We start from the raw sequence: 22676 nt of genomic DNA, 5'->3' as shown, positions 1-22676 counted from the left end.
ACCCATTTGAAATTACGAAAAAAGGCCATCATTTTTTTAATGATGAGCCTCTAAATAATTAATTGCCTGATTTAAATTGTCGACGGGAACAATTTTCATAGAAGTATGTAAGCGTTGTGCAGCTTTCTTGGCTGTTTGATAATTGCTTTGGTAATGCGAATCTAATTTCAGTTTAGCTTTGGTGACTTTATCTCTTGGTGCTAAAAAGACTTTAGCACCTGCTTTATTAGCTGCATAAACTTTTTTATCAATACCGCCAATAGGACCCACTTTTCCCTCTGGCGTAATTGTGCCCGTTCCTGCAATAATACGTCCATGCGTGAGATCATGTCGTGTCAACTGAGAATAAATTTGTAACGTAAACATCAAACCAGCAGAAGGTCCACCGATATCACCAGCTTTAACTTGCACTCTAGGTTTAGTCTGCACATGTACATGATCGACGAGGCTAATACCCAAACCTACTTGTTTAGTCTGAGGCAATTTCATTAAAGTTGATTTAACTACACGCGTTTGACCGTGGCGCTGGTAGGTAATCGTCACTTGATGATAGACACGCTGAGTGTGAATATAATGCATAAACGCAGCACTACTAGCAAAACGATGACCATCAATTTTTGAAATCACATCACCTACTTTAAGAACTTTTTTGGCAGGTGAATTTGCTAAAATCGACATCACATAGATTCCCAAATACTTTTTATGAATTGGCTGCTGGGCTTTCTTAAAAGCAGCTTCAATCGCGTTATTGCCTGCATTTTCCATATAATACTTTTCCATTTGGTTATATTCAGCTGTGTTACTATCAGCCATTAAATCTTTGCGCGAAATCACGTCATTAAAAGGAGTTAATTGCGCAAGCGTAATGGTCAGTGGAGTTGCCTGTTGAATTCTGACCGTTGTAAAAAGTAATTTATCTGTTGAATATTCCGGTTTCGCTTTAAATTTAATCACTCGACTACTAGATTGTGCTGTTCCTGGCGACTCAATAAAATAAGGTAACGGACAAAAAACAAAAACTAGTAATAACAAGACAATCCCCAGCCCCAAGCCACGGTATTTAGACTTATGATAAATCATCGTAATTTATCCACCAATGCCTGTTCAACTTCCAACGGGACTAATCCCTTTACTTGCCCACCATAAGTTACTACTTCTTTAACCATGCTGGAAGAAACGTACATATACTGAGGTTTAGCGACCAAATAAACTGTTTCCAAATCAGAACTCTGCAGTTGATTAATTTGTTGCATCCCTATCTCGTAATTCAAATCTTCGGCCGTTCTAACCCCACGAACCAACCAACGGGCGCTTAATTGTTGGGCCACTTGTGCAACTAATTGCTCTGGACGTGCCAGTACCTGAATATTATCTTGTCTAAGCGTTTGAATAGCCTTTGAAGCTAATTGCTGCTTTTGTTCAAATGAAAATGTATATTGTTTGCGCGTATTATTCATAATCACCACATACAAAACATCGAATAATCGACTGGCACGTTTAATAATATCTAAATGTCCATTGGTAATAGGATCAAAACTCCCCGCATAAAGACCAATTTTTCTCAATTTTCCCGACTCCCTATAAATCGCCAAACTTGAATATATGTTTGCCCATATGTTTTATCTGCTAAAACTTGATACAACCGTTCTGGTGGCAACGATAAATGATAATCTGTTTCAATCATAATTAGTGCTTGCTGATTCAAAATGCTGGCCTGACGAGCTTGCTCAATTAATTTTTGCGTCGTATGCTGTGCATAAGGAGGATCTAATAACAATAAATCCAATTTCACATGTTCTTTTTGTAATTGAATCAGAGCACGCTGTGCAGTCATTGACCAAATCCTAAAATCCGTTTGTGCGTGAGTTTTATCTACATTTTGACGGATGACTTGTTGAGCTTGTCGATTAGAATCCACCAAATACATCCGTTGAACACCGCGGGACACTGCTTCAATTCCTAAGGCCCCAGTCCCCGCAAACAAATCACACCCACACATTGAATTTCTAAAATAAGGTGTCAAAATATTGAACATTGCTTCCTTAACCTTAGCACTAGTAGGACGCGTATTACGTCCTTTGACAGGCAATAAATTTAAGCCATGAAAGCGTCCTGCAATTACTCGCATTTTATTTAATCCTTCTCTTTACTTTGTAATTCTGGCGGTATTAAATTGGCAACTTGCCCAATTTTATCATCAAAATAAGTTTCCAAATCTTGTCTTGGCGAGAGTTCAACCTTACTAACAAAAGATAGCCGAGCGATTTGTTCAACTTGTTGTTTTAATTTAGCCTGATCTAAATACATGATCGCGTAGTTCATCTTAAAAGAAACATAAATTACAGTACCAAAACGACGTAACTTTTTACTAGGATGACTATTATTCATCCAAACAATTACTTCCTGACGCGGAATTAATTTCACCACTATCCCTCCTTTATTTCCATTGTTTGCTCTCTTTTTAAATTAACTGAAACATTCAAACAAATCCCAACACAGATAGACAACACAATTTGACTGGAGCCACCATAACTGATGAAGGGCAACGTTACGCCTGTGATCGGCAATAACCCTACTACACCGCCAACATTAAACGCCGTTTGAACAAATAACAACGTTGCCACACCATAGCATAATAATGTCCAATAAACATTATTAGCTTTCACACCTACATAAACAATCCGAACAATTAAAACAAATATTAATGCCAATACAAAAATTACACCAATGATGCCTAATTCTTCACTAATAATTGACAAAATAAAATCCGTATAAGGTTCGGGAAGATAACCCAATTTTTGAATACTATTACCTAATCCCCGACCAAACAAGCCACCATTGTTGATTGCATAATACGAATTGACTAATTGAATACCACCAGTTTTTTCCAGTTCAAAAGGATGATAAAACGCCATCAAGCGTTTTAATTTATATGAGGAATGACTACCAACATTTAATTGATGTTTAAAATAGAAATAGGCTGCTGCAAATAGCGCAATGAGTGCCAATACAATTGCTAGCACATATTTCATATCCAAGCCCGAACTGAACGTCAACAAAAACACAATTGAAGCCAAAATAGCTGCACCACCTAAATCTGGTTGCAAGAGTGTCAATAAAATAATTAAACCTGCTAACAAAATCGGTGGAAATAATTCTCGCATCATCAACTTCAAACGCTGTCGTCTAATTCTCAACGAGCGCGCACTAAAAACTTTTGCTAAATATAATATTAAAGCTAACTTGGCCAATTCCAGCGGTTGTAAGTGAATTGGCCCCAGCGGGATCCACGCAGAAGCCCCATTAACCATTGATTGTGGATCAAAATGGCGTTTTAATAATAAATAAAATAGCAATGCCAATACAACTACAACAAAATCTTGAACAAATAATTTACGTTTTAACATGTCAATTTTCAACAAATAAAATAAAAAGCAGCCAAAAAGGCCAATAACGACATAAATCAACTGTCTTTTTAAATACACAATATTGCTCAAACCTTGTAGTAACGCCGCATTGGAGCTGGCAGAGTAAATCATGATCACTCCCAAAATGGACAATACAACAAAGGGTATGAAAATCCAATAATCAAGATCTTTTAATTTCGTTTTCAAAAATTCAGCTTAAACTCTTTCTGTAATTTTTACTAATTATATCATTTTTGCAATATTACTGGTTATCGTCGCAAAAGTAATTATAGCAAATCAAATAAAACACTTAAATATTATGTTTTTGAGTGTTACATACAAAAAAACTATCGCAAAATCTATTTAAACAGATATAGTTTTGCGATAGTTTATTTAAATATTATTACTCAAATCGTCTTAACCTAAAAGAACTTTATTATCCTCTACCCATTCATTAGTTGCTACACGATAATAAGCATGACCATTAACAATCAGTTGTTTATCATAGAACCAAGCATTCTTATTATTTATTCCTTTATTTTGAGACTTGGTCATTAAACTACGGTCTAAATCATAGTGATATACAGGAGCGCTAGCTTGATTAATAGATAAAACACCTTCTTGATTATTTAAAACAATCGACTCTGGTGTCCAGTTAATATCACTAGACGCAACATACTCATTTGTTGCTACTTGATAATAAACTTGACCATTAATTAATGTTTGCTCATTATTAGTTAACCACTGAGTATTAGCAGCTAAATTACGCGAAGCTATTCGATTACCCTGCGAATCATAAACAGGAGCTGTTCCATTCGACACATCTGAACGAATTGTTACAACACCGTCAATTATTTGTACTTTGGCACCTGTTCCAAAAGCAATATCGCTAGCTTTGACATATTCATTGGTACCTACACGATAAAAGACTTGACCATTAATCGTACGCTTATAATCAGTACGCCAAGCAGTATTAGCTCCTAAAACTCGATTTGAAATTTGCTTACCGTCCTGATCATACAGATGAACATAACCATTCGTAACATTAGGATTGATAGTAACCACACACATTTGTGACTGCATTGTCAGAGTTGAATGTTGATCATTATCATCTGGCATAGTAGGATAATAAGTCGGCGTATTATGGCTCCCAGCATTAGTTTGTGCGTCTGTGACGGCTTTATTAATGTTAGTAATACCAGTTGCCTTAGCAGAACCGACACCTGTCGTGTCCGTAGCAACATTGACTTGGCTGACTGCTTGGTCATAGGCTGCTTGCACAGCTGCCTTAGACTTTGTCTTTTGATCGGGGCTTAAACTATTGTCACATCAATTGTTTGATTGGCGTTTGTCTGTGCTTCAGACAAATCTTTTAAAGCAGAAGTTTTATCTGTTTGTAAAGTATGGGCAGCATTTTGTGCATCTGTTAAAGCGGCTACAATATTTTGAACACCCACATTTTTAGCATTGACTACATCAGTAGATGTCTGTGCATGATTAACATTGCTTACTGCTTCATTATATGCAGACAGTACATTTTGCTTAGCTGTTGTCTTCATTTGTTCTGTCAAGTTCGGATCCGCATCAGATGTCGTAGAACTAACATGACCTGTAACATGTTTCTTATCAGACGAAACATTAACACTATTAACATTAATAAACGGTCCCGCTGAAACAAACTCTAATTTCTTTCCAGTTAGATTGAGACCACTTAACCAGCCAACCACTTGTTGTTCGTCGGCTGACGTTTTACCAATAATATCAGTGGCTGCACTAGCTTCTGTCGGAGCATTAATTGTACCAATATTGTTAGCTGTAACTTTCAAAACCAATTTAGACAATGGACCAGAAGTCTGTGTCCCATTAACAGATTTAATATCATTTAAAGTCAAAGTACTGTTATTAATTAACCTAGCATTGGTATTCTGACTAGCGTCTAAAATGAAAGATTTAGGATTATCAACATTAATTGTGGAACTGCTAACATTCAACAAATATAAAATGCCTGAACCATCGGCTGACAACTCTACTGCACCACCAGTGACATCAATTTTACCACCACTAGTGATATTCATAAGAGAGCCTGAAAACAGCCCCATATTTTGTCCTTTAACATTAAACACGCCACCTTCATTGACGATTAAATTACCACCAATCGTTACTAAACCATCTCTGGCAGTGCTATCGCTCGTCACATTAACTGTAGCACCTGAATTAACATTCAAACTAGAACCACTACCCAAATAAATGGCTTGGGCGGTATCAAGAGCAGTTTCACCAGCAACATTAACATTTAATACGGATCCTTCCGCAGTATTAATAATTCCGGATTTTTCAACATAAAGACCAGCTAGCTTAGATCCAGAATTTTATGGTGGCAAGCCATGACTGTGTGGATTCAAATTAACAACAGTATTCTTACCAATATTAACCACCCCGGAACCTTGCATATCAATAACGTCATCTTTATAAGTTGTTCCCGTAAAAGTTGAGTTATCTGCAAAATTCAGTGTGCCACCTGCCGCCATTTCAATAGCTTGTTGATAACCACTAGTGGACGGAATCGGAATACCGTTAGATGGACTATCATACGAAGGTACAATAGTTGTTGTGACATTTCCCTTAATCACAATTGTTTGATTCTTAGCAGAATGAATCATTTGTGAACCAGTACAGGAAATATTATCAAAGGTAATCGTCGGTGTACCCTTAGGATTCACAACGCCCCAGAAAGTAGACCCATATATATCCAAATTTTGAAAAGTAATATCACCTTTTGTGATAATTTAAAAAGCACGCATATCTAAATAATAACGCTGACCATCCTCCGATTTAATTGTCATAGGCCTATCGCTATCTACGTCAATATCCAAAGACTTTATCAATAAAAGTGTAATATTATTCGTCAACACTATCGTATCAATGTTGTCATAACTACTATCACTCAAGACTTTGTAAAAATCTGCATCATTATCAACTTCAGCTACGTTACCGTTAATAACCAAAGCTTGATTTGCAATTTGTGGCTTAGTATCAGCCGTAGCTACAGCCTGATTATCTTCTGAATTTGTGGTGGTCGTAGTTGTTGGTTGAGTCGGTATAGCTTCTTGATCAGTGTTATTATCTGTTGTTTCATTTGTTGTATTAGCTTCATTGTCACTAGTTGGCGGGGTAGTTGATACAGGTTGATCATTATTGTCATCAACTGATCCTTCGTTAGTCCCAGTCACTTGAGCATTAACAGAATTATTAGATTGTGACGACTGCAAACTTTGTGCTTGTTGAACTACAGTCTGGATTTGTGCTTGTGCTGTTCCTTGAATATTGATTAAATCCGCATTAACTTGTGCCTGATCAATCTGATTTGTAAATTGTGTATCAATATCTTGTAACTTTTGTTGTAAAGATGCTGTTTGTTCTGTTGGTAAACTGAAAGAATTAACTTGATTCCTAGCTGTTTGAATATTAAGTTGCAACGAACTTTTGGCAGCTATTTTGCTGGAATCCATATTACTGTTACCGGTTACATTATTATCAGATGTCTCGCCCTGAGATTGTACACCTGTGAATGCCGAATCATTCGCTTTCGTAATAGTTTTATTCGTATTGATCCACAGTACTGATGAAAAAAGTGTAACTCCTAAGGTCATAAGTAACTGCTTTTTTTCATTTTAAATCCTCCCTAATCAAATTAAATGATTATTGAAAACAAACCATCTTCTCTTTAAAGATAAACACCATCAACGACAAAGCGCAAATATTTGAATTGTTTTTATTTATCTTTAAATTAAAATCACCAAAAAGAAACGACGTAGGAACCTCTGTTCCCCTTCAAAATTTATCGGTTAACAAACCGAAAGTAGTAAACTAAGACAAAAAAATACCACAAAACATTCTAAAAATAGAATAATTTTGTGATATTCATCAAATCAAAAAGTCAGTCGTTTTACATATAACTATTAATCTTTAACTACTTTTCGTTTTTTATCAGCTTTTTTACGTTCATTAGTATTTAAAATCTTTTTACGCAAGCGAATACTTTGAGGAGTAACCTCGCAATATTCATCCTCATTCAAAAATTCAATAGACTGCTCTAAAGATAGAGATTTAGGCGTCTTAATAGCTGCAGAATGATCTTTCCCGGATGCACGAGTGTTTGTCAAATTTTTACCCTTCGTAACATTGACAGCAATATCTTGATCACGACTACTTTGACCAACAATCATTCCTTCATAAACATCCACACCCGCACCAATAAACAATTGACCACGCTCTTCTACTGATTGCAAGCTGTAAGTGGTAGATGGTCCTTGATTAATCGACACTAAGGCGCCACTCCGACGTCCTGGTTCCCAATTTTTAATAACAGGTAAATAATCTTCAAAGGCATGATTCATAATACCGTAGCCACCCGTTTGTGATAAAAATTCAGAAGAATAGCCGATTAATCCCCGTGATGGTGTTAGGAAAGTCAGACGAGTTTGACCGTTACCCGTACTTTCCATATTTTTCATTTCACCTTTACGTTGTGCCATTGAATCAATAATAGTCCCAACATACTCATCAGGTGTATCAATTTGCACTAATTCAAATGGCTCACATAACTTACCATCAATTTCTTCGTAAATAACTTCTGGACGTGACAATTGTAATTCAAAACCTTCACGACGCATTTCCTCAACCAAAATGGATAGATGTAATTCACCACGTCCTGAAACAATCCAAGCACCAGCAGTACCCGCATCTTCAACTTTTAAGGATACATCAGTTTGTAATTGTTGTTCCAAACGATCCTGAATTTTACGTGCTGTCACCAAATCGCCTTCACGGCCAGCAAACGGTGAATCATTAGCTAAGAAAGTCATTCTTAAAGTTGGTGGATCAATTCGCAAAATTGGTAAGGCGTCAGGATGTTCCACCGGGGTAACTGTTTCCCCAACAAAAATATCATCCATCCCGGATAAACCAATCAAATCACCGGCTTTAGCTTCTTCAACTTCAACACGCTTCAAGCCAAAGAAACCAAAGATTTTAGTTACACGAAAATTCTTTTTAGAACCATCAAGTTTCAACACTGAAACTTGATCACCAATTTTGATTTTACCACGGAACACGCGACCGATACCAACTCGACCCACGTAATCGTTATAGTCTAACATTGCAACTTGAAATTGCAACGGTTCATCACTATTATCGACTGGCGCTGGAATTGTTTTTAAAATGGTATCGAATACCGGTTTCATCGTGTGTTCTTGATCTTCTGGAGCAGATTCATAGCTAGAAGTCCCATTGACAGCTGACGTATAAACAACTGGAAATTCAAGCTGGTCTTCATCGGCACCCAAGTCAATAAATAATGACAAAACTTCGTCAACTACTTCATCAGGACGCGCGCCGGGACGATCAATTTTATTGATCACAACAATCGGCGTTAAATGTTGTTCCAAAGCCTTTTTTAACACAAAACGTGTTTGTGGCATAGTTCCTTCATAAGCATCCACAACCAATAAAACACCATCAACCATCTTCATGATTCGTTCCACTTCGCCACCAAAATCGGCATGTCCAGGTGTATCTAAAATATTAATTTGAGTACCTTGATAATTAACCGCAGTATTTTTAGATAAAATAGTAATACCACGTTCTTTTTCAATATCATTAGAGTCCATCGCCCGATCACCTAACTCCATATGTTCAGGCAGTGTATCAGATTGCTTTAAAAGTTCATTAACTAATGTCGTTTTACCATGATCGACATGGGCAATAATCGCAATATTACGAATATCTTCTCTTGTTTTCAAAACTTAGCTTCCTTCCATTAGATCTAAGTGTATAAAAAAGCTGTGATTGTTGGAATCACAGCTCATCAAACTAAGATAAAATTCTCTCAGCTTCTTCTGTTGCGCATCTTGTTCCGATAATTACAGTTTGTGATTTTAGCATACTTATAGGGGTGCCGTCAATCGTTCGCATTATTAAACCTAGTGGTTTGCCGATAGCCCAGCCAGCCGCCATATCCCAAGGCTTCAATTTTGAGATGTATAAAATAGCACTTCCTCTCAATAAACGTGTAAAACTAATCCCTGCACTACCAAAAACTCGTAATCCGCTACTCTGATTTTTTACATTTTGGTAAGGTACATCATTCAAGAAACGATTGCTAATCATGACCAAGCCTTGACTTAAGGGAACATCAATTAACTGCGGTAATTTGCGACCATTAACAAACGACCCTAGTCCAGCGCCACCATAATAAAGTTGATCTTCTATAATATCAATAATGGCGCCAAAAAGCGGTTGACCATTCAAATAAACACCAATCATTGAGGCAAATTGATCGTGAGCTTTAATAAAATTCATAGTTCCGTCAATGGGATCAACAAAGAAGACCAAACCTTGTAGATTATTGACATGATCACCAAAACCCTCCTCACTCACAAAATGAGCTTCTGGAAAATAATTCTTTAAGTAGGTGATAATTTGTTGTTCAACTGATTTATCTCGTTCAGTAACTAAATCTGTGCTGGAAGATTTTATTTGAATAGTTTGATAGCTCAAATCAGCTTGTAACTGATTTTTCACTTGTGTCAAAATTTCTAATACATGCTGCTGTATTCTATGCAAGTTAGTCATCTATCAAACTCCATTCGCATAATCGTCCCAAGATTTCCTCTGCTCTTATCTTAGTGCATGAAAAGAAAAAAATCGACGCCAAAACGTCGATTTTTTCTCAAATTCTAATTCTAAAGGAAGCTAAATATTAGTTGGGTAACCCATTAACATATCAGCGGCCTCTTGAATCGGTTCACCTAAAGTAGGATGTGGGTGAATGGTCAAAGCCACATCTTCCTCATTAAGCTGACAGTTAACTAAAATACTCAACTCAGATACAAGCGTACTTGCACTAGGCCCGACTACTTGACCACCCAAAATCGTACCAGTCTTTTTGTCAGAAATTAATTTGACAAAACCATCTGGACTATCTAAAGAGACTGCTCGTGCATTTCCCGCAAATGGGAATTTAGCCACTTTTACATCTTTACCCTGATCTTTGGCCTCAGTTTCGGTTAAGCCAACACTAGCCATTTCCGGATCATTGAAACACACTGATGGTACACTCAAAAAATCATTAGCTGTTTTTTCACCAGAAATCGCACCAGCAGCAGTTTTACCTTCAAAGAAGGCCTTGTGTGCCAATGCTGGTCCTGCAACGATATCACCAATAGCATAAATATTAGGAACATTGGTCCGACCTTGTTCATCAACTTTCACCAAGCCACGATCAGTCATTTCAACGTCCGTCATCTCTAAACCAAAATTATCTGTATTTGGTTTACGACCAACAGAAACCATCACATAATCAGCATTGATTGTAGTAGGTTTGCCATCCACTTCATAAGTGACCACTACGTCATTCTTTGAAGTCTTAGCTTCTTTAGCCATAGCACTGGTCACAATATCAATACCCTTGGCTTTTAAATTCTTTTCGACAATTTTGACCATATCACGTTCAAAATTAGGAATAATCTTGTCAGTACCTTCTAAAATTGTAACATGAGAGCCCAAGTCAGCGAACGCTCCAGCTAATTCAGTGCCAATATAGCCACCACCAACAATCACTAATTCCTTGGGAACTTCTTTAACATTTAATAACCCAGTAGAACTAAGCACTCGTTCACCAAATTTAAATCCCTTGATTTCGATAGGACGACTGCCAGTTGCAATAATTAGATTCTTAAATTGAATAGTTTGACCACCGCCATTGTCCATAAATTGCTTTGGACCTGTAGACATAACACGTAATTGATGATCATTGTCTAAAAAGGCTTCGCCTTCGATCATTTCAACCTTATGCTTTTTCAACAGCATTTTCACACCGTTGGTCATCCGCTTTACAACTTTTTCATCTTTCCAAGCTTGCGTTTTCGTAAAATCAAGTGAAACTTTACTAGTGTCAATACCGTAAGTTTCACCATTTTTAGATTCTCGTAAACGGTGTCCTGCTTGAATCAAAGATTTGGAAGGAACACAACCAACATTGAGACAAACGCCACCATAGTATTCCTTTTCAATAATCGTAACTTTCTGCCCTAGTTCCGCTGCCCGAATAGCAGCAACATAGCCGCCGGGGCCTGCACCAATAATTACAGTATCTTTTTGTTCAACATCAGCCATTCTTCGCTTAACCCTCCATCAATAACATTTCTGGATCGTGTAACAAACTCTTCATCATGTTCAAAGCTTGTTGTGCTAATGCACCATCAATTAAACGATGGTCATAACTTAAGGAAAGTTTCAACATGTTACCAACTTTGATAGAACCATCTTCAGCAACGTATGGCTCCTTAGCAATTTTACCCATGCCTAAAATTGCTACTTCAGGTTGATTAATGACAGGAGTAAACCAGCCACCACCAATGGAACCAACATTACTAATAGTGATAGAACCACCACTCATAGCTTTGGCACTTAACTTGTTGTCATACGCAGCTTGCGTGTTCTCAGTAATTTCCTTAGCAATTTCAAACATGCCTTTAGAATCAGCATTCTTAATATTCGGTACATACAAACCATGATCAGTATTGGTTGCAATACCAATATTATAGTAATGTTTATAGACAATTTCGTTAGTTGAACCGTCAATTGAAGCGTTAAATTCAGGAAATTCTTTCAAAACAGCCACTAAAGCTTTAACAATATAAGGTAAGAAAGTTAATTTGATACCCTTATCTGCAGCGGCTTGCTTGTATTTCTTACGATTAGCCATTAAAACAGAAACTTCCACGTCATCAAAGCTTGTCACATGCGGGGTAATCTTCTTACTTTCAGACATTGCTTTAGCAATAGCCTTACGTGTCATGCTCATTTTTTCGCGTGTTTCCAGTTCAGGTTCATCTGATTTATATGGTTTAATCGGTGTAGCTTCAACTTCAGCAGACGCACTTGCTGATACTGGAGCAGCAGCAGGTTGACCAGATCCATTAAAGTTGTCCACATCAGCTTTAGTAATTTGACCATGTTTTCCTGAAGGAGTAACTTGCGCCAAATCAACACCCTTATCTCGTGCATATTGACGTACAGAAGGCATTGCCAAATAATCTTGATTAGCTTGTCCTGTTGGTGCAGCGGATGGAGCATCCTTTTTAGCGTCAACAGCTACTGGTTCGGATGCAGGCGCCTTTTCCTCTTTTGCTGGTGCAACGTCGTCATCTGGAGTGTCAGCAGACCCATCGTCAATAATAACTAAGGGATCACCAATCTCAACTGTATCTCCTTCTTGCGCTACAATTTGCTTAATTTTACCAGAAACAGGTGAAGGCAATTCTGAAACTGATTTATCATTCTGGATTTCAACTAAAGAATCGTCTTCTTTAATCTCGTCTCCTTCTTTAACTAACCAGTTAGCGACTTCACCTTCAGCCATTCCTTCACCTAATTCTGGAAGTGTAAATTTAAATGCCATGTATTAATCCTACCTTTCAATTCTGATTAGTAATTAATAATTTCTTTCGCCTTAGCAACAATTTCATCTTTACGTGGAATCCACGCTTCTTCCGCCAAAGCAAATGGATAAACTGAATTAGGTGCTGCTACACGTCCAATCGGTGCATCTAAAGACATAATAGCTTCCTCTGCAATAGCTGACGCTACCTGGGCACCAACACCAGCCATCTTTTGAGCTTCTTGAACAACGACTACATGATGAGTCTTTTCAATTGACTTAAAGATGGTTTGCGTATCAATTGGCGAAACAGTCCGTAAGTCAATTACTTCAGCAGAAATATTGTCCTTTGCTAATTCTTCAGCAGCTTTTTGCGCCTCTTGAACTTGAGCACCATAGGCAACTAAAGTAACATCGTTACCTTCTTGAACAACATTAGCTTGATCTAAAGGTACACTATATTTTTCGTCAGGAATATCATCTTTCATTGAACGATAAAGTTTTAGGTTTTCCAAATAAAGAACTGGATCATTATTTTCAATGGAAGAAATTAGTAATCCCTTAGCATCATAAGGATTACTTGGCATCACCACTCTTAAACCTGGGACACCAACAAAGAAGTTTTCAAAATTATCTGAATGCATTTCTGCTGTATGTGTTCCGCCACCATAAGGAGAACGAATTGTAATTGGACTAGTTTGCTTACCATTAAAGTGGAACCGCATTCTTGCCATTTGACCAGCAATCGAATCAACGCCTTCGAGAGTAAAACCTGAAAATTGGATTTCAGGTAAAGGACGCCAACCAGTTAAACCTAAACCAATTGATAAGCCTAAAATACCGGATTCTGCTAACGGTGTATCGAAAACACGATCTTCACCATATTTTTCTTGGAGACCCTGCGTGGTTCTAAACACACCACCATTTTTACCAACATCTTCGCCAAAAATTAAAGTTTTAGGATCTTCTTGTAACTCAATATCTAACGCATCAGTAATGGCTTGAATATATGATTTTTTAGTCATGTTATTTGGACTCCTTTTCTTCAAATTTTGCAATTTCAACTTGCATTTCAGGAGTAGGTACTTCAAACGTCCGCTTCAACATGTCAGAAACTTTTTCAGGTTCAACAGCATCTGCTTCTTTCAAAGCATCTTTAAAGGAATCTTTATATTTCTTAGTCAATTCCTCTTCATGATCTTCACTCCATAAACCCTTATCAGTTAAAATTTTGCGCATTCTAATTAATGGATCACGATCTAACCACGGTTGTTGAGCTTCTTTGGAACGATAACGACTTGGATCATCACCAGCTGAAGAGTGTGCTCCATAACGATCGGTTAACGTTTCAATCATAACTGGACCATTACCAGCCAAAATATATTCTCTAGCAGCCTTGGCAACACTATAACAAGCTAAAATATCCATACCATCGACTTGGACAGCTGGAATACCTGCTGCTGCTGCCTTTAAAGTTAATGTCTTAGCAGCTGTCTGCTTTTCTCTTGGTACAGAGATAGCATAATTATTATCTTGTACAATAAATAGTGCTGGAGCTTGAAAGGCACCTGCAAAATTCATTCCCTCATAAGAATCACCTTGCGAAGTACCACCATCGCCAGTATAGCTGAAAGCAATAGCATCTTCACCATTTTTCTTTAAACCCAGAGCCACACCTGCAGTCTCTAAATAAGCGGCCCCAATAATAATTTGTGGCATCAATGAACGGGCCTTAAATTCATTACCCTTAACATGACCACGAGACCACCAAAATGCCTCTGTTACAGTAGCTCCATGTTGAATTAATTGAGGAATATCACGGTAAGCAGGCAGGAGGAAATCTTGATCCTTCATAGCCATAACAGTACCCATCTCACTAGCTTCTTCACCGGCCGTTGGTGCATAAAAACCCATCCGTCCTTGCCGTGAGAAATTCATCGTTTGCTCATGCAGTGCACGTTCCCAAACCATCTTTTCCATAAATTCTACAAGTTGATCATCGCTAAAACTATCAAAAGCTTCTTTATTAACAACCTTAGCGTTCTGATCAATCACCTGTATTGGAGTAGGTAAATCTGAAAGCTCTTGCTTGATCTTTTCAAAATCAACAATTGATTTTTTTGCCATATTCTACCATTCCTTTCAAATGCAACAGAACCTTTTGTAAAGGTTTCCAGAAGTTATTTTAACATCTTTTTTTAATAAATCCAAGTAACTTATGAAAATGATTAATTAATTTTTTATCAATATTTTTTTCAAGTAGTTATCTATGAATTATCACTACTTTAAGCTATTATTATATAGAAATATATTGTTTTAGAAGAGGTCTCAATTTTATGTATATGATGAAAGATATTACTCGTGATGGCGATCCAGTTCTTCGTAAGATCGCTCAATCAGTTCAATTTCCCTTATCTGATGAAGACAAACAATTGGCTCATGATATGATGGAATATTTAATTAATAGTCAAAATTTAGAATTTGCTCAAAAGCATCATCTGCGAGCAGGCGTGGGTCTTGCCGCACCACAAGTTGGTATTTCTGAAAAAATGGCTGCCGTTTTAGTACCTGATGATCGTCCAAATGCAGAACAAGATTACCTATTAAAAATTACGTTAATCAATCCTGTAATTATTTCTAATTCAGTCCAAAAAGCACAATTAGCCGAAGGTGAGGGCTGTCTTTCAGTAGACAAAGACGTACCTGGTTACGTGCCCAGAAGTGCGCGAATAACCATTCGCTACCAAGACTTTGACGGTAATACTCAGACCATGCGTGTTAAAAATTATCCTGCAATCGTCTGTCAACATGAGATTGATCATTTGAATGGTCATTTATTTTATGATCATATTAACCAAGCAGAACCATTTAAAGCTACAGAAAATACGATTATTATTTCTTAATTTTAATTATTAAAAATATAACAACTCCCGTTGAAACACGGGAGTTGTTTGTATACAAGTATCTATGGATATGATATGATTAAGAATAACTGTTGATAGTAATGTCAACCACCTGCGACGTTTATAAACTTTTTTAAAAGGAGAAGAGTCATTTGATTTATAAAGTATTATACCAAGATAACACTGTTCAAAATCCCCGTCGGGAAACAACTGAGACCTTATATACTGAGGGTGAATCGGCTATTGATATTCGAGCTGTCATTGAAGACAAAACCGATTACAATATTGAATCTATCGAAGAATTAACTGGTAATTATTTAGAATATGAGCAAAAAAGTTCTAATTTTCAATTAACAGATCTTGCGGAGCTTTAACGCTATGGATTTGAAAATTAAAGAAGACGAAGTTGCCGTTTTTGCCATTGGTGGTTTAGGTGAAATCGGTAAAAATATGTATGCGATTCAGTACCAAGATGAGATTGTTATCGTCGATGCAGGAATTAAATTTCCTGAAGATGAGCTACTGGGAATTGACTATGTAATCTCAGATTATCAGTACTTAGCAGAGCATCAAAACAAAATAAAGGGACTTTTTATTACCCATGGTCATGAAGATCATATTGGTGGAATTCCCTATTTTCTACAAAAGGTACCCAATGTTCCCATTTACGCTGGTCCATTAGCAACGGCCTTAATTAAGGGTAAATTAGAGGAACATGGTTTGTTAGAATCAACCAAAATGAACGTTTTGCAAGAAAGTGACGTTGTTACATTTAATAATTTAAGTGTTGAATTCTTTCGAACAACACATTCAATTCCTGACACATTAGGAATTGCTATTCACACACCGCAAGGTGTTATTATCCAAACTGGTGATTACAAGTTTGATTTAACGCCAGTTGGGAATCAACCTGGACCTAATTTGCAAAAAATGGCAAAATTGGGTACTGATGGTGTTTTGTTATTATTATCTGATAGTACTAATGCAGAAATTCCTACTTTTTCGAAATCTGAACGTTTCGTTGGTAACACAATTCATCAGATCGTTGAAAGAATTGACGGAAGAATTATTTTCGCTACTTTTGCCTCTAATTTGTACCGCGTTTCCCAAGCAGTCGATGCCGCTATTCAAAATGGACGCAAAGTCGCTGTTTTTGGGCGTAGCATGGAACAAGCAATCGTCAATGGTCGTGAACTTGGCTATTTAGATATTCCAGATAGTGAAATTCTAGATGCTTCTGAAATCAACAAGTTACCTGCCAATAAAGTCATGCTATTATGTACCGGTTCCCAAGGTGAGCCTATGGCTGCTTTAAGCCGGATTGCTAACGGAACCCATCGTCAAATTTCGATTCAACCTGATGACACGGTAATTTTTTCCTCTAACCCTATTCCCGGTAATACGGTCAGCGTTAATCACCTGATCAATGCTTTAGAGGAAGCTGGTGCGAATGTTATCCACGGTAAAGTAAATAATATTCATGCTTCCGGTCATGGTGGTCAAGAAGAACAAAAATTGATGTTACGCTTAATTAAGCCCAAATATTTTATGCCCATTCACGGTGAATACCGAATGTTAAAAATTCATACTGAGTTAGCACAATTATGTGGTGTTCCCAAAGAAAACACGTTCATTTATGAAAATGGGGATGTTTTAGCCTTAACTCAAAACTCGGCACGTAAGGCTGGACATGTTCCTGCCGGTGACGTGTATGTCGATGGTAACGGTATTGGTGACATTAGCAGTGAAGTCATTGAAGATCGTCAAATGTTATCTGAAGAGGGTTTAGTAATCGTTGTGGCAACCATTGATTATAAAAAGGGCTTAGTTCTTTCAGGACCTGATATTTTATCTCGTGGTTTTGTGTATATGCGTGAATCTGGTAATTTAATTAATCAAGCGCAGAAGCATATTTTTCACACTATTAAAACTCATCTTGATAATGATGATGCAGTTGCAGAAGACGTTCTAAAACAGGACATTGTTGATAATTTACAAGAATTTTTGTATCGCAGAACCGAACGTCACCCTGTGATTTTGCCAATGATTATTTCCACCCAAGTTTAAGTACTATGATTAATTTGGATTCATAAAAGCTGAGAAGTTAAACTTCTCAGCTTTTTATCTGATTATCGTTCCATTACACGAAAGGAATACTTATTTATTTTATGGTTGCTAAATTTTTCATTGTAGTTAATTTACATGCTGCTAGCGGTCATGCCAAAAATTGCCTTCAACGCACCACCAAATATCTCAAGCAGCATCAACAGTCCTTTGAGATATTTTCTACCCCCGACCAAGGTGCAAAAAACTTAATCAAAAATATCGTGAATCGCCCTTTAAAGGAAAACCAAATTTTATTAATTATTGGCGGTGATGGTACCTTAAATCAAGCTGTCAATGGTGTACAAACTTCTAATTATCCAACAACGCCCTTAGCCTATCTTCCTGCTGGTTCAGGCAACGATTTTGCACGGGCAATTAATCTAAGAGCGCATCACGAAAACCAAATCTTAAATCATTTATGTCACCATCCAACAATAAGAACTATTAACATTGGCCAAATCAACACTCCCACACAAACTAATTACTTTGTTAATAATTTTGGAATTGGCTTTGACGCCAACATTATCCAATTAACTTTGAATTCATCATGGAAAAAGCGGTTCAATAAATTACATTTAAGTAAATTGATTTACGTCTCCCAAGCGTTCAAAGCTTTTACCCAACCCAAATTTTCCGTTCAAATCACAATTAACGACAAAACTTTCGATTTTAATAATATCTTTTTGTGTGTCTTGGCTAACCAACCATACTTTGGTGGCGGTGTACCTCTTATTCCCCCAGCCAATCTGGCCCAAAACAGCTTAGACTTAGCCGTAGCCAAAGCAGATCACTGGAAAGATCTTTGGAAACTCATAGCACAAGTTTTCATTACTAAAAATCATTTACAAAATCCTGCCGTCCATTACTACTCCGTTCAAAAAGCGCAAATTAAGATTCTTAACTCTCAATTTACGCAAATTGATGGTGAATTACTAAATTCAGAACAACTAAGCCTCACAATCACTTGTGCCACTCAGCAATTCTGGTTTTAATTGATATCCATAAAATCAAAGGGCGTTGTTCCGTCTAAACCAATCATTGGATCAATTTGATGCGTTTGAATTTTGTTCAAAGTAAGTACCAAATCATGATCATCAATCTGGTCCAATGGCTTTTTTGCTAATTTAAAAGTTGATTGAATCCGCTGCAGAAGTCGCGTTTGTCGTTGACTGGAATCATCCCTCACAGCTTGCTCAAATGCTTCATGATTCCCCAGCATAATCAACTTTGATTTAGCACGAGTAATGGCAGTATATAATAAGTTGCGCTTTAGCATCCGCGCATGTTGCTTCACTAAAATTAAAATAACTAATGGAAATTCACTACCTTGCGCCTTATGGATAGAAGTGCAATAAGCCAAACTAATATTTTTTAGGTCTGCCCGTGCATACGCAATTTGCCGACCATCAAAATCTAAGTGTAATACATCACCCTGCTTTTTATCCGGATTATCTTTAGCCAAAGTAATCCCTTCAACAATGCCAGTTTCGCCATTAAAAACATTCTTTTCTACATCGTTAACTAATTGTACAACTTTATCACCAATTCGGTACTGTACATCACCAAATTTGACCGACTTGGTTTCAAGCGTTAGCGGATTCAAGGTCTCTTGCATTAACTGATTCAAATGATCAATGCCAGCAGGTCCACGATACATGGGAGCCAAAATTTGCATATCATTCAACGAAAAACCCTTATCCCGACTTTTAACTACGATTTGTTGGAGAACATGCGAAACCTGATTGGCATTGCAATCAAAAAAACTTCGGTCCGCAAAATTTTGAAACAATTTAGTATTCACTTCACCAAGATTAATCTGTCGCGCCAGATCAACGATCGTTGAATCTTGATCTTGACGATAAATTTTTTCTAAATTCACTGTGGAAAAAGCCTGACTTTGAATTAAATCATGAAAAACTTGTCCTGGCCCCACAGAAGGTAATTGATCTTGATCACCTACCAAAACTAATTGCATACCCGCCGGAATTGCTTTGAGCAATAAATCAAATAAAGCAGTATCAACCATAGAGACCTCATCCACAATCAAAATTTTGCCTTGAATTTCGTTAGTTTCTGAAGGTTCCGCCTCTTCTTGACCAGTCAAACCTAATAATCGATGAATTGTACTGGCTGGCAAATTGGTACTTTCCATCAAATGCTTGGCTGCTCTACCCGTGGGTGCTGCCAATACAACTGGAAAAGCTGTATCTTCATAATCAGCAGGATCCAATGAATACTCATGTAAAGTTGCAAAAGCATTCACTAAACCATTAATAATGGTTGTTTTTCCAGTTCCTGGACCTCCAGTTAACAAAAGAACTGAATGTGTCAAACCTTGTTGAATCGCCAAAAGTTGGTTTTGATCATAAGTAATGGCCGAATTTTGAGCGATTTGCTTGAACACTTGCTCAACTCGTGATTGATTGATTAACTCATTTTGAAAACTAGTTTCAATTAAAGATAACTGCCGGGCAATAGACCATTCATTTTCATATAATTTTTGCAAAAAATAGCAATCTTGGTCAACCGCAATTTCATTCTCAGCTATCAATTTTTTTAAAGCTTGCTCTAAATCATCTGTAGTAACTACTTGATCAGCTACATTCAATAATTTCAAAGTATAATTGAACAAATCAGCCTTTGTACAATACGTATTACCTGTTGAATTAGTGAGCATGCTCAACACATGCAACAAACCAGCTGCTGCCCTTTGAGGTGAGTCACTCGCTAAACCAAAATTGAGTGCCAACTGATCAGCTCTTCGAAAACCAATTCCTTTCACATCTTGAATCAATTGGTAAGGATTCGTCTGCAAAACTTCTAATGTCTTTTCATGATAATAATGATAAATCCGTAAGGCAATTTTATTACCAAAACCTAGTTGATTTAATTGCAGTATAATTTCCTGTGATTGATAAGATGACTGTACTTGTTCAAGCAATAACTTTTGTTTAGTCGTACTCAAGGGTAATTTTTTGACAGCAGCTGGTTGTGTAATCAAAAGATTGATTGCTTGTTCGCCTAGGATATCCACAATTTTGGTAGCCGTTTTCTTACCGATTCCTGGAAACTGCTCACTTGAAAAATACGCAACCAAAGCTTTCTGATCAAGCGGTGTCTCTACTTGATAATGACTACATTTAAATTGCTGACCATATTTGGGATGTTCCACCAATTGACCTGTAAATCGATAATTTTGCTCTGAATCTAATTCGTCAAAAGTTCCCGTAACTACAATTTCCGCATCTGACCAAGTAAACGAAGTCTCTTGTACTTTAATGAGCATAATTTTGAAGTAATCTTCTGGCTTTTCAAAAAATACCGCTTGAATCTTGCCTACTAGATACTCATCACTCATCTGGATTCTCTTTTTCTTTCATCATCTGGACATATCGTTCAATTTCAGCTAATTGCTGTTGATGTTGATTTACGTAACTTTCATCCAACTGTCGCGCTTTTTGAAAATGATCCTGAAATGTCAAATCTCCTGTGACCATTTCACATAATCCCAACTTAAAATAACCTGCCGCTGATGGCTGCAGTTTAATCGCATTTTGATAATATCCTTGCGCTTCTGAAAAATCCTGCAATTGCAGCAATAAATCTCCGGCCAATAAAAAATTATCATTTAACCGCGAATCGTAATCAATTGCTGTTAAAGCAAAGACCAAAGCTTGCTGAATTTGCTGTTGTTTTTGCGAAGTCTTCGCCAACAAATAGTAAGCATCACTCAATAAAGCCGGATCATTGATTGATTTTAATAACTCAACTACTTTTTCCCATTGACCTGCCTGAAAATATACAACCGCTAAATTATAATCAATTGCTTGAGCATCAGGAAATAACTGCTTTGCTTTAATCAATAATTCCTCAGCTTGAATTAAATCACCGCCAGCAACTAAGTAGCCAGCTAATTGAATAAACCACGATAAATAACCGAAATCCGTTTGTAATTTTCGAGCTAAAAATTTAACCGCTGCCTGTTTTTGGCCTGATTGATATAATTTTTGTGCTTGCTTATTCATTATTAATTACCATACTTAAATTGTATCCGTTATATCTAAATTACGTCGTAAATAACTCGTATCATTCCATTTTAACAATTCGAAAGTTTGACCATGATTTGATGTCTGTAAAATTGTCAAACCCGTATTGGACATTCCGCCTTCTTTGCGCATTTGTGCCAAGGGAACCCCTAATAAAGATTTAATCATGGCAACTAAAGCAGCTCCATGACTCACAATTAAATATGTTTTTTGGCCTGAATCATCAGCTTGTGCCAACTGTTTAATAAATTCATTCGTTCGCCGAATTACTTGATCAAACGTTTCTCCTTGGATAATATCTGGATTATATTGACTAGGATCATGCCGAAAAGCCCAGATTAATTGGGGATATTTTTCTTCCGCAAGAACAAATTTTTGTCCTTCCAAAATGCCTAAATCAAATTCCCGTAAGGCAGAAATCTTTGAAATAGGTATGTCACCACCTAAATCATCAGCTAAAGTTTTTGCTGTTATGTATGCTCGCTTAATCGGACTCGTATAAATATGATCAATTTTTTGATCAGTCAAATAATTAGCCAGTAAACCAATATCTCGATAACTAGATGGCAGCAACGGTGAATCACCATTAGATCCCTGATAGCGACCTTCAAAATTCCACTGGGTTTTACCGTGTCTAACAAAGTAAAATTGCGTCAATTTCCTCACTCCAAACTTTCCTCAAAATACTAATATTAACATTATCGTTTATTTTTAGCAATTATTCAAGACTTCATACTTTCATTATGGACGATTAATAAAAAAGCTAATTATC

22 protein-coding genes are annotated in these 22676 nt (G+C 37.0%); 4 read left to right on the top strand and 18 right to left on the bottom strand.

Annotated elements, in window-relative coordinates; all coding sequences use genetic code 11:
* Positions 1-36: 36 nt before the first annotated feature.
* The 15 genes from MOO45_RS03610 to MOO45_RS03540 form a co-directional block, all read right to left on the bottom strand.
* Positions 37-1080, bottom strand: a complete 1044-nt coding sequence (locus tag MOO45_RS03610) for a SepM family pheromone-processing serine protease (RefSeq protein WP_249515018.1) — start codon at positions 1078-1080, stop codon at positions 37-39.
* Positions 1077-1565 carry a pantetheine-phosphate adenylyltransferase gene (coaD, locus tag MOO45_RS03605; RefSeq protein WP_249515017.1) on the bottom strand — a complete coding sequence of 163 codons (489 nt, stop codon included), beginning with the start codon at positions 1563-1565 and terminating at the stop codon, positions 1077-1079. The genes MOO45_RS03610 and coaD overlap by 4 nt, the downstream gene beginning before the upstream one ends.
* Positions 1562-2128, bottom strand: a complete 567-nt coding sequence (rsmD, locus tag MOO45_RS03600) for a 16S rRNA (guanine(966)-N(2))-methyltransferase RsmD (protein WP_249515016.1) — start codon at positions 2126-2128, stop codon at positions 1562-1564. Before rsmD ends, coaD begins: the two co-directional genes overlap by 4 nt.
* A gap of 5 nt (positions 2129-2133) precedes the next feature.
* Positions 2134-2424 (bottom strand): YlbG family protein, encoded by a 291-nt coding sequence (locus MOO45_RS03595; protein WP_249515015.1) that lies wholly within the window; start codon positions 2422-2424, stop codon positions 2134-2136.
* A gap of 2 nt (positions 2425-2426) precedes the next feature.
* Positions 2427-3539, bottom strand: coding sequence for an FtsW/RodA/SpoVE family cell cycle protein (locus MOO45_RS03590; RefSeq protein ID WP_249515014.1), 1113 nt, complete (start codon positions 3537-3539; stop codon positions 2427-2429).
* A 285-nt stretch (positions 3540-3824) separates the two neighbouring features.
* Complete coding sequence (locus tag MOO45_RS03585; protein WP_249515013.1) at positions 3825-4688, bottom strand: SLAP domain-containing protein; 864 nt, start codon at positions 4686-4688, stop codon at positions 3825-3827.
* A gap of 32 nt (positions 4689-4720) precedes the next feature.
* The gene (locus MOO45_RS03580) at positions 4721-5632 is read right to left on the bottom strand and encodes a DUF1542 domain-containing protein (protein ID WP_249515012.1); all 912 of its coding nucleotides are present in this window, start codon (positions 5630-5632) and stop codon (positions 4721-4723) included.
* A gap of 144 nt (positions 5633-5776) precedes the next feature.
* Positions 5777-6160, bottom strand: coding sequence for a hypothetical protein (locus MOO45_RS03575; protein ID WP_249515011.1), 384 nt, complete (start codon positions 6158-6160; stop codon positions 5777-5779).
* Positions 6161-6193: 33 nt separating this feature from the next.
* Positions 6194-7057: a hypothetical protein gene (locus tag MOO45_RS03570; protein ID WP_249515010.1), complete on the bottom strand. Its 864-nt coding sequence runs from the start codon at positions 7055-7057 to the stop codon at positions 6194-6196.
* A gap of 309 nt (positions 7058-7366) precedes the next feature.
* Positions 7367-9208 (bottom strand): translational GTPase TypA, encoded by a 1842-nt coding sequence (typA, locus tag MOO45_RS03565; RefSeq protein ID WP_249515009.1) that lies wholly within the window; start codon positions 9206-9208, stop codon positions 7367-7369.
* 70 nt (positions 9209-9278) lie between these two features.
* The gene (locus MOO45_RS03560) at positions 9279-10040 is read right to left on the bottom strand and encodes an inositol monophosphatase family protein (protein WP_249515008.1); all 762 of its coding nucleotides are present in this window, start codon (positions 10038-10040) and stop codon (positions 9279-9281) included.
* A gap of 120 nt (positions 10041-10160) precedes the next feature.
* Positions 10161-11582 carry a dihydrolipoyl dehydrogenase gene (gene lpdA, locus MOO45_RS03555; RefSeq protein WP_249515007.1) on the bottom strand — a complete coding sequence of 474 codons (1422 nt, stop codon included), beginning with the start codon at positions 11580-11582 and terminating at the stop codon, positions 10161-10163.
* 7 nt (positions 11583-11589) lie between these two features.
* Positions 11590-12870 (bottom strand): 2-oxo acid dehydrogenase subunit E2, encoded by a 1281-nt coding sequence (locus tag MOO45_RS03550; protein ID WP_249515006.1) that lies wholly within the window; start codon positions 12868-12870, stop codon positions 11590-11592.
* Between the two features lie 26 nt (positions 12871-12896).
* Positions 12897-13874 (bottom strand): alpha-ketoacid dehydrogenase subunit beta, encoded by a 978-nt coding sequence (locus tag MOO45_RS03545; protein ID WP_249515005.1) that lies wholly within the window; start codon positions 13872-13874, stop codon positions 12897-12899.
* A 1-nt stretch (position 13875) separates the two neighbouring features.
* Entirely contained in the window at positions 13876-14976 is a 1101-nt protein-coding gene (locus MOO45_RS03540; RefSeq protein ID WP_249515004.1) for a thiamine pyrophosphate-dependent dehydrogenase E1 component subunit alpha, read from the bottom strand.
* A 209-nt stretch (positions 14977-15185) separates the two neighbouring features.
* On the opposite strand from MOO45_RS03540, the gene def reads away from it, so the two are divergent.
* From def to MOO45_RS03520, 4 genes are all read left to right on the top strand, one after another.
* Entirely contained in the window at positions 15186-15752 is a 567-nt protein-coding gene (def, locus tag MOO45_RS03535) for a peptide deformylase (protein WP_249515003.1), read from the top strand.
* A 152-nt stretch (positions 15753-15904) separates the two neighbouring features.
* Entirely contained in the window at positions 15905-16126 is a 222-nt protein-coding gene (locus MOO45_RS03530; protein WP_249515002.1) for an RNA polymerase epsilon subunit, read from the top strand.
* A 4-nt stretch (positions 16127-16130) separates the two neighbouring features.
* The gene (gene rnjA / locus MOO45_RS03525) at positions 16131-17819 is read left to right on the top strand and encodes a ribonuclease J1 (protein WP_249515001.1); all 1689 of its coding nucleotides are present in this window, start codon (positions 16131-16133) and stop codon (positions 17817-17819) included.
* A 101-nt stretch (positions 17820-17920) separates the two neighbouring features.
* On the top strand, positions 17921-18850 hold the full coding sequence (locus MOO45_RS03520; RefSeq protein ID WP_249515000.1) for a diacylglycerol/lipid kinase family protein: 930 nt from the start codon (positions 17921-17923) through the stop codon (positions 18848-18850).
* Here MOO45_RS03520 and recD2 read toward each other — a convergent pair.
* From recD2 to MOO45_RS03505, 3 genes are read right to left on the bottom strand one after another with little or no spacing between them, the layout of a single operon-like run.
* Complete coding sequence (recD2, locus tag MOO45_RS03515; protein ID WP_249514999.1) at positions 18847-21216, bottom strand: SF1B family DNA helicase RecD2; 2370 nt, start codon at positions 21214-21216, stop codon at positions 18847-18849. The genes MOO45_RS03520 and recD2 overlap by 4 nt on opposite strands.
* A complete protein-coding gene (locus tag MOO45_RS03510) occupies positions 21209-21883 on the bottom strand; it encodes a tetratricopeptide repeat protein (protein WP_249514998.1) in 675 nt (224 codons plus the stop codon). Before MOO45_RS03510 ends, recD2 begins: the two co-directional genes overlap by 8 nt.
* A gap of 15 nt (positions 21884-21898) precedes the next feature.
* Positions 21899-22561, bottom strand: coding sequence for a histidine phosphatase family protein (locus MOO45_RS03505; RefSeq protein WP_249514997.1), 663 nt, complete (start codon positions 22559-22561; stop codon positions 21899-21901).
* Between the last annotated feature and the right edge of the window lie 115 nt (positions 22562-22676).

The sequence above is a fragment of the Bombilactobacillus folatiphilus genome (genome assembly GCF_023380265.1).
In the GTDB taxonomy this organism is placed as follows: Bacteria; Bacillota; Bacilli; order Lactobacillales; family Lactobacillaceae; genus Bombilactobacillus; species Bombilactobacillus folatiphilus.
The sequence above is the reverse complement of the archived record's forward strand: the minus strand, read 5'-3'. Positions and strand labels throughout refer to the sequence as shown.

Bases quoted from the DNA above. Each gene is read 5' to 3' on its own strand.
- MOO45_RS03610 (WP_249515018.1), bottom strand. From the start codon at position 1,080: ATGATTTATCATAAGTCTAAATACCGTGGCTTGGGGCTGGGGATTGTC.
- rsmD (WP_249515016.1), bottom strand. From the start codon at position 2,128: ATGCGAGTAATTGCAGGACGCTTTCATGGCTTAAATTTATTGCCTGTC.
- MOO45_RS03590 (WP_249515014.1), bottom strand. From the start codon at position 3,539: ATGATTTACTCTGCCAGCTCCAATGCGGCGTTACTACAAGGTTTGAGC.
- MOO45_RS03570 (WP_249515010.1), bottom strand. From the start codon at position 7,057: ATGACCTTAGGAGTTACACTTTTTTCATCAGTACTGTGGATCAATACG.
- MOO45_RS03560 (WP_249515008.1), bottom strand. From the start codon at position 10,040: ATGACTAACTTGCATAGAATACAGCAGCATGTATTAGAAATTTTGACA.
- lpdA (WP_249515007.1), bottom strand. From the start codon at position 11,582: ATGGCTGATGTTGAACAAAAAGATACTGTAATTATTGGTGCAGGCCCC.
- MOO45_RS03550 (WP_249515006.1), bottom strand. From the start codon at position 12,870: ATGGCATTTAAATTTACACTTCCAGAATTAGGTGAAGGAATGGCTGAA.
- MOO45_RS03545 (WP_249515005.1), bottom strand. From the start codon at position 13,874: ATGACTAAAAAATCATATATTCAAGCCATTACTGATGCGTTAGATATT.
- MOO45_RS03540 (WP_249515004.1), bottom strand. From the start codon at position 14,976: ATGGCAAAAAAATCAATTGTTGATTTTGAAAAGATCAAGCAAGAGCTT.
- def (WP_249515003.1), top strand. From the start codon at position 15,186: ATGTATATGATGAAAGATATTACTCGTGATGGCGATCCAGTTCTTCGT.
- rnjA (WP_249515001.1), top strand. From the start codon at position 16,131: ATGGATTTGAAAATTAAAGAAGACGAAGTTGCCGTTTTTGCCATTGGT.
- MOO45_RS03520 (WP_249515000.1), top strand. From the start codon at position 17,921: ATGGTTGCTAAATTTTTCATTGTAGTTAATTTACATGCTGCTAGCGGT.
- recD2 (WP_249514999.1), bottom strand. From the start codon at position 21,216: ATGAGTGATGAGTATCTAGTAGGCAAGATTCAAGCGGTATTTTTTGAA.
- MOO45_RS03510 (WP_249514998.1), bottom strand. From the start codon at position 21,883: ATGAATAAGCAAGCACAAAAATTATATCAATCAGGCCAAAAACAGGCA.